Source organism: Streptomyces rectiverticillatus (genome assembly GCF_013394065.1).
Lineage (GTDB): Bacteria > Actinomycetota > Actinomycetes > Streptomycetales > Streptomycetaceae > Streptomyces > Streptomyces rectiverticillatus.
The window spans coordinates 7,622,223-7,637,529 of record NZ_CP040752.1 but is presented as its reverse complement, the minus strand read 5'-3'; the positions used below and the strand labels follow the sequence as shown (position 1 = coordinate 7,637,529).

The following is a 15,307-nucleotide window of genomic DNA, read 5'->3' as shown; positions in this document are numbered from 1 at the left end:
GTACTGCTCGTCTTTCACCCCCACCGACCGCACCGCGACATCCGCAATCGACGGGAACACCGCCCCCGGCGGGCGGCTGCAGGCGGACTGGAACGTCAACGGTCCGCCACCACCCGCGCAGCCGTGCGGCTTATGGTGCGTCCGCAAGCCTTAGAGGTCCGGTGTGGGTAAGAGCGGTCAGGGGAGGGAGGCGTAGCGGGAGTGGATGGTGTTCATCCCCGGCCGGGTGGTGGTGAGGCGTGTGAAGTCGCCATCGGGGCCCAGGCGCGCGCCGTTGTCCGTCCGTAGCCAGGGAGAGTACGGCAGGCGGAGGGTGTAGGTGGCCGGGGCGTCGGTGGCCAGGGTGATGGTGGCGCCGTCGACGTGCAGCACGCGGGCCGGGGCGGAGACCAGGGGGGCTGGGTCGCGCACGGCGTACACGGTCCAGTGGGCATCGGACCATACTTTGCGGAGCCATGGAGGGCGGGAGCGGATGAGGGCGGCTTCCGCCTCGGCGGGTCCGTCGGGCCGGCCGGAGTGGAGGACGACGTGGCCGACGGCCCAGTGATCGATCCAATGCCGGTACGTCGCGGCGGTGAGGGTGCCGTCGTAGAACAGCCGACCACGGGTGACATCGAGCTGGCGGTTCCAGCCGCGGGCCAGGTGGAAGTCCTGCCCGAGAATCCATGCTTCCCGGTGATCCCGGGCAGGCACCACCTCGACGCGTGAGCGGTCGGCTTGCATCCGGTGCAGCGCGGCCGTGAGGGGGGCGGTGTGGGAAGCCCATGCGGGAACGGGGGTGTACAGCCTCAGGTCGTAGGCGGTCTTGCCGAGTGTCCACGTGCTCAGCAGCACCGTGGCCGCGGTCAGCACGGCGGGTCTGTGCCAGGGGCGGGCTGCGGTGGACAGGCGGGCGGCGAGCATGAAGGGCGCGCCCGCGACCAGGGCGAAGCGTTCGATGTTGGAGCCGACAGGGCCGGCAAGCAGACATACCGCAAGGGTGCCGGCACCGTAGACGGCCGCCGTCATCCGGGCGGTCTTCCACGAGTGGGGGGCGGCTGCGAACGCCACGACGCAGGCGGCCAGTGGTACCAGTGCGGCGGGGGCAGGCAGGGGTTGTTCGCCCCAGAACGGGAACGCGGCGGTGACCGCGGCCTGCACACCGGCGGCCGGCAGCAGCAGCGCCCAGCCGGCACGGGAAGAGCGGCGCAGCAGCAGGGCGACGCCGACCGTGCACAGAAACAGGCCGGCCAGCGGGCTGGCCGCCGTGGCCGTGCCCGCGGCCAGAGCGCAGCGGGCCACGGACGCGGAGGTGGCCCACAGCACGGCCAGTGCCGCCGCGGCCAGCCCCACGGCGAAGGTGACCCTGCCGGAGGCGATGTTGCACCACACCGCGACGCCGCCCAGCAGGGCCGGCCAGAACGCGGCCCGCACTTCCCGGATGCGGCACACCAAGGCTGCCACCGCCCACGTCGCGGCCAGTCCGGCGCACACGCCGACGGCTCTGAGCCCGGCCCAGCTCATCAGGTGAGGGACGAGAAGGCTGTAATTCGCCACATGCATCCCGCCGTACCACGACAGGTTGTACGCGGAGTCGGGGTATGCGCGGGCGAACTGTGCCCATGCGACCTGTGCCGCGAGGTCCCCGCCGCTGGTGGCGAGCCACAGCGCCCACACGCCGTACAGCGGCAGCACCGCCAGAACGACCCCCACCGGAACCGGCACGGACGCCGGAGGGCGCTGGCGCCTCGCCACGGACCCATCGGACGAAATTGAGGCAACAACCATAAAGGGAGACATTAGTGCTGCCGCCTGTCCACTCGTCGTAGCCGTAGGTTCCCGAGGACCACAGAAGCACCGATGACGGTGCCCTCCCGCCGGCCTGCGCGTGAGGTACTCGGGTGTCTCCGATCCCGAGAACACGGCCACGTGGCGGCCGGTGAGCAGCCGCACGGTGCGCGCGTGTCGTGCCTGGGTGCGCGACACACACCGCTGCCGACGCGGTAGGAGCGCCTGCGCGCCCGCCCGGCGTGGCACGCTGAGCGCGGTGACGACAATGACCCCCGCGGCGACCCGATGGCTGTTGCGGCATGCCGCGGTCATTCTGACGTGCTCAGTAGCAGTTGAGCTGATCGTCACCGCCCGGTGGGCGGCCATGCGTGACCTGCGTGTGTACTACCTGGCCTCGCCCGAGGTACTGAGCGGACACCTGTACCACTTCCGCCTCTTCTCCCCCGAACCTGGCGCGCAGCAACTGGCGTTCACCTACCCGCCCTTCGCAGCGTTGGTGTTTCTGCCGCTGTCGGCCCTGCCCTGGCGGCTTGCCCTGGTCGTGTGGCACGTGCTGTCCCTCGGTGCCGCCGCACTTCTGGTACGGACGTCCTTCCGGCTCCTCCCACGGGAGCCCCGCCTCCCTGACGGCTCGCCCAGGCGCGCCCACGTCGCCCTGTGGACCGCGGCGGTCCTGTGGCTCGAGCCGGTGCAGCACGGACTGGGGCTCGGACAGGCCAGCCTGCTCGTCGCGACCCTCGCGCTGGTGAGCACCACCCGGCGGCACTCTGTCCTTGCAGGGGCCGGAGTAGGAGTGGCCGCCGGCATCAAACTCACCCCGGCCGCATTCGGGATCTACCTCCTCGCGAGGAGGAAACGGGCGGCGGCCTGCTCGGCCGCTCTGGTGTTCCTGGGAACGGTGGTCCTCGCGGGCCTGACACTGCCCAAGCAGTCCCTGCAATTCTGGCTGCACCACGTCATGGACACCGGGCGCGTCGGACCGACGGGCTCAGTGGAGAACCAGTCCCTGCGCGGGTGCCTGACCAGGCTTTTCGGCCATGATCCCGGCCTTGTGGAGCCGTGGTGGTGGGTGACCCTGCTGCTGTTCGCCGCACTCACCGGCACGGCGCTGCGCACGGCCAGCCGGCACGGCGACGCGCTGGCGCTGCTGACCGCTGTCCAGCTCCTCGCCTTGCTCGCCTGCCCCATCTCCTGGAGCCACCACTGGATCTGGTCCGTGGCGGCCATGGTGTGGCTTGCCCACGGCCCGGCGCGCACCACCCGCCTGTCGAGGGTCTCCCTCGCCTGCTGGGCGCTGGCCGCCGGTGGCTGGCTGGTGCAGGTGCTGGGGCAAGTGGAGGACACTGCCACCGCCACCGCCACGGCGCCGGGTGCCCCCTTGCCCATCGCCCTGACGGCCTGCGCGTACCCCGCGTGCGCGGCTCTCACCCTTGCGGCGATCGCCCGCACACCTTCCCGGCCAAGAGTCACCCGCCCCGAGCAGCTGCGAGCCGGCACGTCCGGCCCGAGACAAGCCCCTCTCGAGTGATCGCCGCGAGACGACCGGATGGACTGAAGCGGGTTGCAGACGGCTGTGATCTGGCAGGCCAGGGCCGGTTCCGACGTTTCTGATCATGTTGCCAGGGTGCGAGGGTGTGCATGTGGGCGACGGCTCGGACCGTGTGGTGGAGGCCATCGCAATCGCAGAGCATCTTCGGCGGCTGACTGCCGGTCAGTCAGCGGGCAGGCCGAACCAGCGGAGGAGTACGGGTCGTGCGTCGTCAGGGGTGTCCTCGGGGCCGCGGGCATAGCGCGCAAGCAAGGCCAGATAGTCGTTATGGAACGCGTCCAGCTCGCCCTTCGTGAGGTGGGCGAGGCTGCGTGAACCCCGCATCCAGCCTTCGGACTCCGCCTGGCCGGCGGTGAACTGCCGGATGAGCTCGACGTCCTCCTCCATCCTCATCCGGTCCAGCTCGGCCGACATGACGCGCTCGGCCTCGGTCAGCTCACCCTGCGGCGGTCTGCGGATGTCGAGGCCGCGCACCCCGCGCCACCAGCGCTCACGCCCGGTGGAGCGCTCGGGGATGTCCTCGATGAGGCCGCTGCGCTCCAGCATGCGCAGGTGGTAGCTGAGCGTCCCGGTGTTCTCGCCGAGAGCGGCGGCCAGCGTGGTTGAGGTGGCCGGGCCCGCGGCGCCGAGGTGGCGCAGGATGCGCAGGCGCAGGGGGTGTGCGAGGGCTTTGAGTACCTCGGGGCTGTCGACCGTGCGCCGCCCTGCGGCTTCCGCTCTCCGCTCTTTCGTCATGGCTGCAGTCTATCCACTTCGCAGCGGTTTCTCTGCAGACCTTCCTCTGCAGAGAAATCTCTGCAATGCTGTGAGGCATGACGCCGAACCGAGCGACCTTGAATCGCGCCGTCCGCCGCTTCACACGTGCTGCTGCGGGGGCACTACTTGCCGGACTCGCCCTGGGCGCGGCACCCGCGCATGGAGCTGAACGGACCGCGGATCTGCCCGAGTTCGACTTCTCCGCCTGCCCGACCGTCGATGAACTGCCCGCGGGTGCAGACCCCGGGACTTGGCGCTGCGAGGTCATGCACGCCACCGGGCATCTGCGCATGGGCGCCGTCGACGAGCCGCTCACCGAACCCATGAAGATCAGCTTTGCGGAAGGCCGCGTGAAGGGTGAATTCCGCCAGGTCTTCGGGAAGATGACCGCTGCGCCGATCCGGGTGGGTGGCACCCCGTTGACCGTGACTCCGCGGTACGGCGGCCACTCGGACTTCCTGTCCGACGACACCCGGCGCGGCGAGCTCGACATCAAGTTCGCCATAGGCTCGGCGCGCGGGCTGCCGGCCCTGCCGTCGGGCTGCTCGGTGGGCAGCGATAGGGACGCGGTCCACCTGGTGCTCAAGGACACCGACCCAACCCGGGTGATATCCAAGGACCCCCTGGTCCTTGCCTTCGGTGCCCAGGACGCGGAGTTCGCCGCCCCGGGCACTGGTGGCTGCGGCCCCCTGAGCCGCGCGCTCGACCGGGCCTTGGGCCTGCCGTCCGCAGCGGGGGCGAATGCCTTCGACATGGATGTCACGGTGGCCATCCGGCCCTATACAGAGGGACGCATAGGGTCGTACCTGTCGTAGCCTTCGCCTCCGTCGCCACCCTTGCAGTCGGCGGCCGCGAGGTGCTCAGAGTGAGGGACTCCTCCTGCGGCGTTGATTCCCACGGTCGGCGTCACCCGGCTGAAAATCGCGGGGCAGTGGGGCACGCGGCGCCGTGTGGTGGGTGGCCGGTTCTGAATTGTGGGGTGAGAGGGAGTGCAACCTCTTTGGGGTGTGGAATGTCTGTGTGGGCACGGAGACGGCCGTCCCGCGTACGTTCATCACCCGGCACCATGCGACTTGCGATTTCTACGGAGGACACAGTGAAGCGTGCTGTACGTACCCGCGTCGCGGGAGCTGCGCTGCTCGCCGCCGCCACGACCGTCACCACGCTGGTGGCGGGCGCCGGGACGGCCGTGGCCGCTCCGGCCCGCGCCGCCGCGTACAACAAGGAGTGCGGCGCCGGATACAGGCAGGTCAACCAGATCCCGATCCCTGGCCGCGGGACGGTCTTCCTGGCCTACAACGCCGCCACCGGCAAGAACTGCGTGGTCACCAAGCGGAACAGCGCGACCGGCTCGCCGCTGTGGGTGGGCTCCTGGATCCAGCGCAACAATGAACTGAAGTCGAAGCAGGAGCAGTACGGCTTCTTCACCTCGTACTCGGGGCCGGTCTACCTGGACGCCAAGGGCACGTGCGTCGACTGGGGCGGCGAGATCGACGGCTACGTCGTGGGCCGCTACAAGACAAACTGCGGCACCCTGGCGTGACAGCGTCCACGGGTCGTCCCTAGCAAATCCCCGGACGCACGTGGTCAGAGGGGCTGGAGTCGGGCGTGCAGGAGGCAGAATTCGTTGCCTTCCGGGTCGGCCAGGACGTGCCAGCTCTCGGTGCCGGTCTGGCCGACGTCCACGGGCCTGGCGCCGAGAGCGAGCAGCCGCTCCAGCTCGGCGTCCTGGTCTCGGTCGGTGGCATTGACGTCGATGTGCAGTCGGAGCTTCCCGGGCCGCGGGGCGCTGCTGGGGCTGAGGACGAGGGTGGGCTGCGGGCCGCCGAAGCCGGTGCCGGGCGGCCCGATCTCGATGCTTCCGTCGTCCTCCCGGCCGAGTTCGACGTAGCCGAGGACCTTGCTCCAGAATGCGGCGAGCCGGCCGGGGTCGGCGGCGTCGATGACCAGCTCACTGATGCGGCATGCCATGCCCGTCAGTGTACGTAGGTCTCCTGCCCGGGGACGATCAACCGGCTCCGGCGGAACAAGCCCGCGTCGCCGATGCCATCGCACGGCTCCAGACCCCCACCGCCCGGCGTCGCAGTGGCTGTCGCTTCGGAATCCCTTTTTGCCCCGTCACGTACCGCTTGCTACCGTCGCGCCGGCGCGGGAAGCGCTTCGGATGCCGAAACAGGGAGGTTGATGAATATGGCCGCCGACGGCCGTCTTCAGCATGCCCTCTTCCGGCCCGCGCTGACGTAGCGCGGTCCGGGTCGATCCGATGACCAGGAGTCATACGTGCGTTCCTCCATTTCCTCCCCCATCGCCGAGCTGGCCACCGGCCGTCTCGTCCTGCGGCCCTGGACCATGACCGAGGCCACCGCCGTCCTCGGCGACACCAGGGCGGCCCACTGGGCGGACGACTTCCCCGCCGAGGGTGACCGCGTCATCGCGGGCCTCTTCGACGAGAACCCCGCCTGGCTCGGCGAACACGGCCACCGTCTGATCGTCGAGCGCGACAGCGGACTGGTGGTGGGCTCGATCGGCCTGTTCTGGCCGCCCAGCGCAGGCACCCTCGAGATCGGCTACGGCATCGTGCCCTCCCGTCGCGGCCAGGGTTACGCCCCCGAGGCCACCCGGGCACTCGCCGCCCTCGCCCTCGCCGCGCCCGGCGTCCACACCGTGGTCGCCACTGTGGAGTTGTCGAACCCGGCCTCCGTCCGCGTCCTGGAGAAGGCCGGCTTCGCCCGAGGGGCCGCGGAAGAGGACACGGTCCGCTTCCGGATCACCCGGCCGGACGGTCACCGCTCCTGACCGCTCGGGACGTCCGGGCTTATGCCCGTACCGGTGTCCCCAGTTGCTCGGCCATGAGCCGTGCGATCTCCCTGGAGTGCTGGACCAGGAAGAAGTGCCCGCCGGGGAAGGCCTTCAGCGCGAAGGCGCCGTCGGTGTGCCCGGACCAGGTGGCGGCCTCCTCCAGGGTCACCTGCGGGTCGTCGTCGCCGATCAGGCAGGTCACGGGGGTGCGCAGGGGCGGTCCGGGTTCCCAGGCGTACGTTTCGGCGGCGCGGTAGTCGGCGGCCCGGACGGCCGGGAGGATCATGCGCAGCACGTCCTCGTCGCCCGGCCGCCGGGTGCCGGTGTCGTCGTCACGCAGGTGGACGGGCTCGCTGCGGTGCGCGGACGGGGCGCGGCGCCCGGAGACGAAGAGGGCGGCGGGCACGGTGTCCCGCTGCTGTTCCAGGCGCCGGGCGATCTCGAAGGCGAGGGAGGCGCCCATGCCGTGGCCGAACAGGGCGAGTGGCAGGCCGGTCCAGGGGAGCAAGGCGGCGAAGACCTTGTCGGCGAGCACCGGTACGGAGTCGACGAGCGGTTCGGTGCGGCGGTCCTGGCGACCGGGGTACTGCACGCACAGCACTTCGACGGTGTCGGGCATGGCCCGGGACAGGGGCAGGTAGAAGCCGGCGGAGCCGCCTGCGTGGGGCAGGCACACCAGCCGGACGCGGCTGTCGGGGCGCGGGTGGAACCTGCGGATCCACAGGCCGTCGTCCTCGGCGGGCGGGGAGTTCACGGAGTCGTTCCTTTCCGGTGTGGGGGAACCGGTACGGGGAACCGGTGCGGGGACGGAAGCAGTGGAGTTCGCGCACCCGCACGCGACCTCCTGCCGGCGAGCCGTCCTGCGCTGAGCAAGCCGGAAGCCCCCTGCGAGGAGGACCGGCAGGGCCGGCCCTCCTCCGGGTTTCTCCGGCTCGCGGTTCAGGACGCGGTGATGTCCTGCTGGATGATGCGCTCGACGTTCCGTTCCGCCAGTGCCGTGATGGTCACGAAGGGGTTGACGCCGATGCTGCCGGGGACGAGCGAGCCGTCCGTCACGTAGAGGTTCTTGTATCCGGCGACGCGGCCGTAGTCGTCGGTGGCCTTGCCCAGGACGCAGCCGCCGAGCGGGTGGTAGCAGAAGTCGTCGGCGAAGGCCTTGAGTTGCTTGCCGAAGAGGTCGTACCGGTACATCGTGGTGTTGGCCTTGTTGATGCGGTCGAACAGCGACTTCGCGGCGGCGACCGCGGGCGCGTTCTGGTCCCGGGTCCAGCGCAGGTCCGCCCGGTCCTTGACCGCGTCGTAGACGAAGGTGCCGCGCTGCGGGTTCTTGGTGATGGCCAGGTAGAGGCTGACCCAGGTCTCCACGCCCGCGGGCATGGGCGCGATCTCGGCGAAGACGGGGGCGTCGGGGTTGTCCCAGTCGTCGATGCCGAGGGCGGGTATCGACGACTGCTTGGTGCCCGTGGGGTTCCACATGTGGTTGGCGCGGGCGGTCATGATGTTGCCGTTGGGGCCCCAGCCCGCGCCGACCTCGGAGCTGAGGTTCGGCAGGGTGCCGGTCTCCCGGGCCCGCAGGAGCAGCTCGGTCGAGCCGAGGCTGCCGGCACCGAGGAAGAGGTGGCGGCAGGAGATCTCCTTGGTCGCGAGCAGCTTGCCTTCGGCGTCCTTCTGCTCGACGGTCAGCAGGTACGTGCCGTCCTTCTGCTGATGGATCGTCCTGACCTGGTGCAGGGTCTCGATGGTGACCTTGCCGGTGCCCAGGGCGGCCGCCAGGTAGCTCTTGTCCAGCGAGACCTTGCCGTGGTTGTTGCCGTAGATGACCTCGGCGGCCAGCGCGGACTTGGTCGCCGTGCCGTCGGCCTCGCGGCGCATGTAGTCCCAGTCGTAGACGTTGGGCACGAAGGTGGTGCCCAGGCCCGCCTTCGAGGCCTGCTCTCGCGAGACCCGGGCGAACTTGTACCACTCGGTCTGCTCGAACCAGCCCTTGTCGATGTTGCCCACGCGGAGGGTTGCGTTGGCACGCGGGAAGTACTTGGCGTACATCTCGGCGGCGTCGACCCGGGGCAGCACCTCCTCGAAGTACGAGCGCCGGGGCGTGACCGCCATGCCGCCGTTGACGAGCGAGCCGCCGCCGACGCCGCGTCCCACGTACACGGACATCTGATCGAAGTTGACCCGGTCCAGGACGCCCGCGTAGGGGTCGATGTCGCGGTTGGCGAGGTCCAGCCACAGGAAGGAGCCCAGCGGGGCCTCCGTGCGGGTCTTGAACCAGCTGGAGCGCTTGTCGGGCTTGAGCATCCCGCTGAAGACGTTGCCGTCCGGGCCGGGCTGGTTCCACAGCTGACCCATCTCCAGCATCAGCGTGGGGATCCCCGCCTCGCCGAGGCGCAGCGCGGAGACGGCTGCGCCGTAGCCGGTGCCGACCACGACGGCGGGGACGAACGTCCCGCTCCCGCCGCCGGTCCGGGCGGCGGCGGCCGCGCGGGGGGCGGCGGTGATCGTGGTCTGGCCGGCGAGTGCGGCGGCGCCCAAGGCCGCCAGGCCGAGCATGCGGCGGCGCGACAGGGGCTGGTGTGCTACCACGCTGTTTTCTCCTGAGCTTTCGGGGAGAGGAAAGGCGAATTCGAGGGCGGGCGGAAGGGCGCGGCCGTGGGGATGTCCCGCTGCGGTCCGGTGCCGGCGACCGTTCGCGCTTCTCGTGCGGGTAACCGGGGGCGCGCTTCACCCGGCAGGCGGGGCCGGGTGGTGAGTCTCCCGGAGCACCACGGACTGGACGCTATGGAGGCCGCTCGGCGAGTGTCAACGAAATCCTGACGGGCCCGCGCTAACCCTGTGGGTGCCGGGCCCGGAGGTTCGGTTACCCGGGGTAGGAAAGCTTCGGTTCGGTACGGGCTGCGCCCGGGCGCGCGGGCGCCGCTCGGCCATGGGCTCACCGGTGCCCGGGCGCCCGGTCAGTCGTCCGCCGGGCCGGGTAGCAGGAGGGAGAACGCAGCCAGTTCGGACCGTCCGGCGATGCCGAGCTTGCGGTAGGCGCTGGTCAGGTGTTTCTCCACGGCGCGTGAGCTCACCTCGAGCCGTTCGGCGATGTCCTTGTTGGGCACTCCGTGGGCGGCGAGCCCGGCGACCCTGCGTTCGGAGCGGGTGAGCGCCGCCACCACCGCCGGGGTACGGGAGCCGGCCGGGTCGGCGAGTTCCCGGGAGGCCCGTTCGGCGATCCACGGCACGCCGCAGGCGAGGGCCTGGTCGCGGGCCCGGCGCAGCCGGACCTCGCCCTCGGCGTGCCGGCCGGCTGCCAGCAGCCTCCGGCCGAGGAGCAGTTCGGTGCGGGCTGCCTCCATGGTGTTCACGGAGCCCCCCAGGATGGCGGCGGATTCGCGCAGCAGCTCGATGCCCCGCTCCCCCGCCGTGGCCGCGCCCCTGACCCGCTGGGCGCGGCCCATGGCGACGGGGGTGCCCCAGGCCACGGCCCGTGCGTACTCCTCGTCGGCGAGGTCGAGGGCCCGCTGGGTCCGGCCCAGCCGGTGCTGCAGCCCGGCCGCCCAGGTGCGCCAGGGGACGAGGGCGGGGTTGCGCCATTCGGCGCGTTCCGCCGAGCGACCCCAGTCGAGGATGTACTCCAGGGCCGTGGCCGCCTTGCCCTCGGCGGCCGCGATGGAGCCTCTGAGGAGCTGGAGGGGGGAGGGCCGGAAGTCGTGGTCGGCGTTCTCGCGGTGGTGGGAGAGCAGCCGCCGGGCCAGCCTGGTGTCCCGGCTGTGGACGGTGACCATGACCAGGGCGGCCATGGCGGACAGTGTCGCCCACTCCGTCATGCCGAGTTCGAGGGCTTCCTCGGCGTGGGCCCTGGCCTCCTGCAGGCGTCCCCGGGCCAGCTGCAGGTGGGCGAGTTCGGTGGCGATCACCGCCCGGGGGACGGGAGCGCCGTCCCGGCGGGCGCGTTCGCGCGCGATCACCAGCCAGGGTCCGATGGCCTCCAGCGATTCCGCGGCCACCAGGACGCCGCACAGGTGCGGCAGTGCGGTGTGGACGTGGGAGGGGGCCGCGGGTTCGTGCTGGAGGACGCGGTCGGCCTGGAAAGCGACGTCGGCGGCGGACATCTGCTGGGTCACGGTGGCGCCGTGCAGGAGTACGGTGACCAGTTCGCGCTCGGCGGCGGTGTGTACCGGAGGCATGCTGCCCAGGGCGCGCAACCGTTCCGCACAGCGTCCGATCTCGCCCGGTCCGGCCACGGCGATATGACGCAGACGGGCCTCGAGCCGTAGAGCGGCCTGGCGTTCGATGCCGGTGAGGCGGTCCGGGTCGCCCAGGTCGGCGGCCACCTTGGCGACGGTGTCGATGACCGGCGGGGGGCAGCTGCCGAGCAGGAAGGGAGGGGTGCGGGCGGCGGCGAGCGCGCGCCCGGCGGGGGTGGGGAGCAGGAGGAGGGCCTGGGAGAGGTGCCGCAGGGCGGCTTGCGGGTCGGTGTCGCGCTCCGAGGCTTCCAGGTCGAGCAGCAGGGCTGCCCGGTCGGCGCCGGACGGCGAGCTGCCGAGCAGGGCCCGGCGCAGGTAGCGGGCCGCTTCCTGGGGGGCTCCGCGCCGTCGTGCGGCGGTTGCGGCGGACCGCAGTAGTTCGACGGTCCAGCCTTCGTGGCACGAGGTGACGGCGAGAAGCCGGGCGGCCGCACGTTCCGCCGAGTGACCGCTGCTGTGCAGCAGTTGCGCGGCTCGCAGGTTGATGTCCTCGTGTTCCGCGGGTGTCATCGATTCCTCGGCGGCCTCCCGTACGGAGGGGTGGGCGAAGCGCGGTGCGGGCCCGTCGGTCAGCAGGCCGAGGCGGCGCAGGGATCTCGCGGCCTCCTCACTGCCGGCGGTGTCGAGCTCCGCGAGGTGGCCGGCCAGTTCGAGGCCGGCGTCCTCGTCGAGGACCGCCAGTGCCCTGGCGAGCCGGCGTACCGGTGCCGGCTGGGAGCGCAGGGCGACGGTGAGGCGTTCGCGCAGCGCGACGAGCCGGGTCGCGGGCACGGCGGAGGGGTGCCCGGGGGGCGGTTCGTCCGAGGCGAGGGCGGCCAGGGCCGCGGTGAGGAACAAGGGGTTGCCGCCCGATGCCTCGTGGCAGGCGGCGATCTGCTCGGGGGTGCCGGGGTGGCCCAGGTGGTCGGCGACGAGGGCCTCGACGGTCTCCACGGGCAGCGGGGCCAGGTGGAGGAAGGGGGTGGCGCGTTCGGTGAGGGCCTGCACCGGTGGCGCGTCGGCGCCGGGCCCGCCTTCCCGCACGCCGACGACCATGGTGGCGCGCAGGTCCGGCAGCCGTTTGGCGAGCGCGCCGAGCCAGCGCAAGGAGGGAGGGTCGGCCCACTGGAGGTCGTCCACGAGGATCAGGAGGGGCTTGTCCGCGCTGTACTCGGCAACGAAGGAGAGGAGTTCGGTGAACCGGTCCGGGCCGGGGACGAGTTCGAGGGCCCGGCAGCCCGGGAGCGGGTCGAGGAGCTGGCTCACGACGCCGAAGGGGAAGTCCTGCTCCTGCGGGACGCAGCCGGCGGTCAGGGCGCGCAGGCCGCGCCGTCCGGCGAGTGCAGGCAGCCGTCGCAGCAGGGCGGTCTTGCCGATGCCGATGCCGCCGGTCAGGGCCAGGAGGCGGCCGTCGCCCCGGTGGGCGGAGTCCATCGCCGCGGTGATGAGGTCGAGTTCGCGTTGGCGTCCGCGAAGCGGTGTCATGATGTCGCCTTCGGTTGGTGCCCCAGTGCGGCGGCCAGTTCGGGCCGGCCCTGGATGCCCAGCTTGCGGTAGGTCTTGGTCAGGTGGAGTTCGACGGTGCGCGGGGTGACCGACAGCCGGGACGCGATGGCCCGGTTGGGCAGGCCGCCGGCGGCCAGCGCGGCCACCCGCAGTTCGGCGCCGGTCAGTTCCTGCCGGGGCGCCGGTGCGGGGGTGGTCCGGGGCGGGAGCCGCCGGTCCTGCGCACGCCGGTCCTCCGCGGGCGCGGCGGGCGGTCCGCCACCGCGGGCCCGGTTGCGGTGGCCGGCGGACGCGGCGGCGCGCGGGGAGGAGCTTGGTGTGCTCCGGTCGGCCGGTGTTGCGGTGCCGACGCCCGCGGGCGGCCCCCCTCCCCCGTCCGCCGCGGAGCCGGGCCGGGCCCCGGGGACGCCCCAGGCTCGTGCCAGGTGCTGTTCCTCGGCGAGGAGGCCGGCGGCCACGGAGTCGTCCGCGGGTGTGCCGCAGGCCGAGGCGGCGACCCAGCGCCAGGGCAGGAACGCGGGGTTGGTCACCTGCCGGGCGAGCAGGCTGCGCCCGCACTCCAGCAGATCGGCCAGGGCCCGCTCCCGGTGGCCGCGGGCCAGGTGCATCCGGCCCCGGGCGTAGAACAGGAGGGCTCCGGCCAGTCCGGCCGCCGTGCCGTACGGGTGTGCCCGGGCGAGGAGCCGTTCGGCTTCGTCCGCCTCGCCCTGTTCGAGCCGCACCAGGGCTCCGAGGGCGATCAGCCCCGGGGTGAGGAACGGGGTCCGGCAGTTGCTGAGCATGGCTTCCCGGGCCCGGTCCAGCGCGTCCGAGGCGGCGTCGGGCCGTCCGCGGCCCAGTTCGGCGAGGCCGGTGACGAGCAGGGCCAGGCCGGCCACCGCGGGCACGTCCGCGTGCCGGGCGTGTACGAGCACGGAGTCGAGGGCGGTGCAGGCCTCGTCATGGTCGCCGCTGAGTACCAGTACATGGCAGGCGGTCACCTGCAGGAGGAGCGGTACGGTGCGGCGGGCGGCCGGGGCGAGGGCCGTGCGGGCCAGACGGCGGGCGAGGCCGATGTCGTGGCCGCGCAAGGCGGTGCGCCAGGCCGCGGCTGCGGCCTCCGCTGCTCCGGCGGGCTGCGGGGGCAGCGGCGGGACCGGAGGATGGTCCAGCTCGCGGGCGGCTTCCGGCTCGCTCTGTTCGGCGAGCCAGTACAGGGCGCGCAGGGCGCCGGCGTCGTCGCCGTCCGGTGCGGCGCGCCCGGCCGCCAGGGCGATCAGCGGCTGGGCGGCGGCCATGTCGCCGCGGGCCACCAGGAGTTCGGCGGCGCGCACCCAGGCGGGTGCGGCGGTGGTGTCGGCGGGGGTGAGCAGGGCCTGGCGCAGGTGCCGGTCGGCCGTCTCCGGGTCGGAGGGCAGGACGGCGGCCGCGAGTTCGGTCAGGAGGGGGACGCGTTGCGCGGGCGGGGCCGGTTCGCGCAGGGCGCGCCGGAGCAGCCGGGCGGCGTCGGCCGTTCGGCCGGCGAGGCGCCGGCGGGCGGCCTCCCCACGCAGGAGGCTGACGGCCCAGTCGGCTCCGGTGGGCCGCGCGCCCAGCAGCATGCGGGCCACCGCGCTGTCGGGGGCGGCGGTCCGGTACGCCCATGCGGCGGTGCGGGAGTGGAGTTCCTCCCTGCTGTCGACGCTCAGGCCGGCCAGGACGGCCTCGGCCGCCGCCGGGTGCCGGAACGCGGGCCGGTCGCCGGGAAGGAGCAGGCCGGTTCCGGAGAGCCGGGCGAGGGCGCGGGGCGCGTGCACCCCGGTGAGGGCGGTGATCATGGGTCGGGTGCAGTCGGGCCCGGCGGCCGCGATGACGTGCAGAACGGCACGGAGTTCTTCGGGCAGCAGATCCAGGGTGTGCCGGGTGCGCCGGCGGACGGCCTCCGCAGCACAGTCGGCGAGATGGGGCAGGTGAGAGGCGGTCGGCCGCCACCCGTGGCGTGCGAACCGGCTGGTGACCGCATGCAGCAGGGCGGGGTTTCCGCCGGCGGCGCGCGCCGCCGCTTCCAGGAAGGCGGGGTCGGCCGGGGTGTCCCAGGCCCGGGCGAGGAGGTGGCTGACGACGGTGTCCGGCAGCGGGCCCAGGGCGAGGGTGTGCCGGGCGACGGTGTCCTCGCCGTCCAGCGGGCATGCTTCGATGCGGTCGTCAGGTCCGGCGGGGACGACGTCGCAGCGGGAGGTGAGCAGCATCAGGGAGGTGCCCGCGAGGCGGCGGCCGAGCGCCTGCAGCCAGCGCAGGGAGGCCTGGTCGGCGTACTGGAGGTCGTCGGCGACGAGGAGCAGCGGCTCGGTGCGGGATGCGGCGAGGAAGGCACGGCACAGGGAGGCCCGTTCCGGCTCGCCCGGGCGCTCGTGCGGCGGCGGAGCCGCGGCGTGGCCGCTGCGCGCCAGGGCCCGGTGCAGTTCGGCGGCGAGGCTGTAGGGCAGGCCGGACTCCTCCGGGCAGGCCTGGGCGGCGGCGACCCGGATGCCGGCCTGCCCGGCCAGGGCGACCGCGCGCTCCAGCAGGGCGCTGCGGCCGGTGCCGGGCGGTCCGTGCACCTCGGCGAGAACGGGCCGGCCCCGGCGCAGGTGCTGCAGCGCGGTGGAGAGGAGGGCCTCTTCTTCTTCGCGGCCGGCGAGGGGTGAGGGCGTGTCCGGGGCGTCGCCGGGTGTACGGAAGGCGGGCGGCGGGGTGGTGGCTGACATGGCCGTTCTCCCGG

At 72.8% G+C, this 15,307-nt stretch carries 11 protein-coding genes; 4 read left to right on the top strand and 7 right to left on the bottom strand.

The window, feature by feature from the left end; translation table 11 throughout:
- Nucleotides 1-177: 177 nt before the first annotated feature.
- Nucleotides 178-1,734: a hypothetical protein gene (locus FGW37_RS32770; protein WP_246430699.1), complete on the bottom strand. Its 1,557-nt coding sequence runs from the start codon at nt 1,732-1,734 to the stop codon at nt 178-180.
- Between the two features lie 400 nt (nt 1,735-2,134).
- Between FGW37_RS32770 and FGW37_RS32765 the strand changes: the two genes are divergently transcribed.
- Nucleotides 2,135-3,298 (top strand): glycosyltransferase 87 family protein, encoded by a 1,164-nt coding sequence (locus FGW37_RS32765; protein ID WP_179084396.1) that lies wholly within the window; start codon nt 2,135-2,137, stop codon nt 3,296-3,298.
- 183 nt (nt 3,299-3,481) lie between these two features.
- Here FGW37_RS32765 and FGW37_RS32760 read toward each other — a convergent pair whose 3' ends face one another.
- A complete protein-coding gene (locus tag FGW37_RS32760; RefSeq protein ID WP_179084395.1) occupies nt 3,482-4,054 on the bottom strand; it encodes an ArsR/SmtB family transcription factor in 573 nt (190 codons plus the stop codon).
- A 77-nt stretch (nt 4,055-4,131) separates the two neighbouring features.
- Here FGW37_RS32760 and FGW37_RS32755 point away from each other — a divergent pair, with 77 nt between their 5' ends.
- Entirely contained in the window at nt 4,132-4,890 is a 759-nt protein-coding gene (locus FGW37_RS32755; protein WP_179084394.1) for a hypothetical protein, read from the top strand.
- A gap of 281 nt (nt 4,891-5,171) precedes the next feature.
- Nucleotides 5,172-5,618 carry a spore-associated protein A gene (locus tag FGW37_RS32750; protein ID WP_246430698.1) on the top strand — a complete coding sequence of 149 codons (447 nt, stop codon included), beginning with the start codon at nt 5,172-5,174 and terminating at the stop codon, nt 5,616-5,618.
- A gap of 44 nt (nt 5,619-5,662) precedes the next feature.
- Here FGW37_RS32750 and FGW37_RS32745 read toward each other — a convergent pair whose 3' ends face one another.
- Nucleotides 5,663-6,046: a VOC family protein gene (locus tag FGW37_RS32745; RefSeq protein ID WP_179084392.1), complete on the bottom strand. Its 384-nt coding sequence runs from the start codon at nt 6,044-6,046 to the stop codon at nt 5,663-5,665.
- A 309-nt stretch (nt 6,047-6,355) separates the two neighbouring features.
- Here FGW37_RS32745 and FGW37_RS32740 point away from each other — a divergent pair, with 309 nt between their 5' ends.
- Nucleotides 6,356-6,871: a GNAT family N-acetyltransferase gene (locus FGW37_RS32740; protein WP_179084391.1), complete on the top strand. Its 516-nt coding sequence runs from the start codon at nt 6,356-6,358 to the stop codon at nt 6,869-6,871.
- A gap of 19 nt (nt 6,872-6,890) precedes the next feature.
- Here the strand turns inward: FGW37_RS32740 and FGW37_RS32735 are convergent, their stop codons facing one another.
- From FGW37_RS32735 to FGW37_RS32720, 4 genes are all read right to left on the bottom strand, one after another.
- Nucleotides 6,891-7,628 carry a thioesterase II family protein gene (locus FGW37_RS32735; RefSeq protein WP_179084390.1) on the bottom strand — a complete coding sequence of 246 codons (738 nt, stop codon included), beginning with the start codon at nt 7,626-7,628 and terminating at the stop codon, nt 6,891-6,893.
- 185 nt (nt 7,629-7,813) lie between these two features.
- Nucleotides 7,814-9,424, bottom strand: a complete 1,611-nt coding sequence (locus tag FGW37_RS32730) for a GMC oxidoreductase (RefSeq protein WP_179085043.1) — start codon at nt 9,422-9,424, stop codon at nt 7,814-7,816.
- Nucleotides 9,425-9,825: 401 nt separating this feature from the next.
- Nucleotides 9,826-12,567 (bottom strand): ATP-binding protein, encoded by a 2,742-nt coding sequence (locus FGW37_RS32725; RefSeq protein ID WP_179084389.1) that lies wholly within the window; start codon nt 12,565-12,567, stop codon nt 9,826-9,828.
- Nucleotides 12,564-15,293, bottom strand: a complete 2,730-nt coding sequence (locus FGW37_RS32720) for an AAA family ATPase (protein ID WP_179084388.1) — start codon at nt 15,291-15,293, stop codon at nt 12,564-12,566. Before FGW37_RS32720 ends, FGW37_RS32725 begins: the two co-directional genes overlap by 4 nt.
- Between the last annotated feature and the right edge of the window lie 14 nt (nt 15,294-15,307).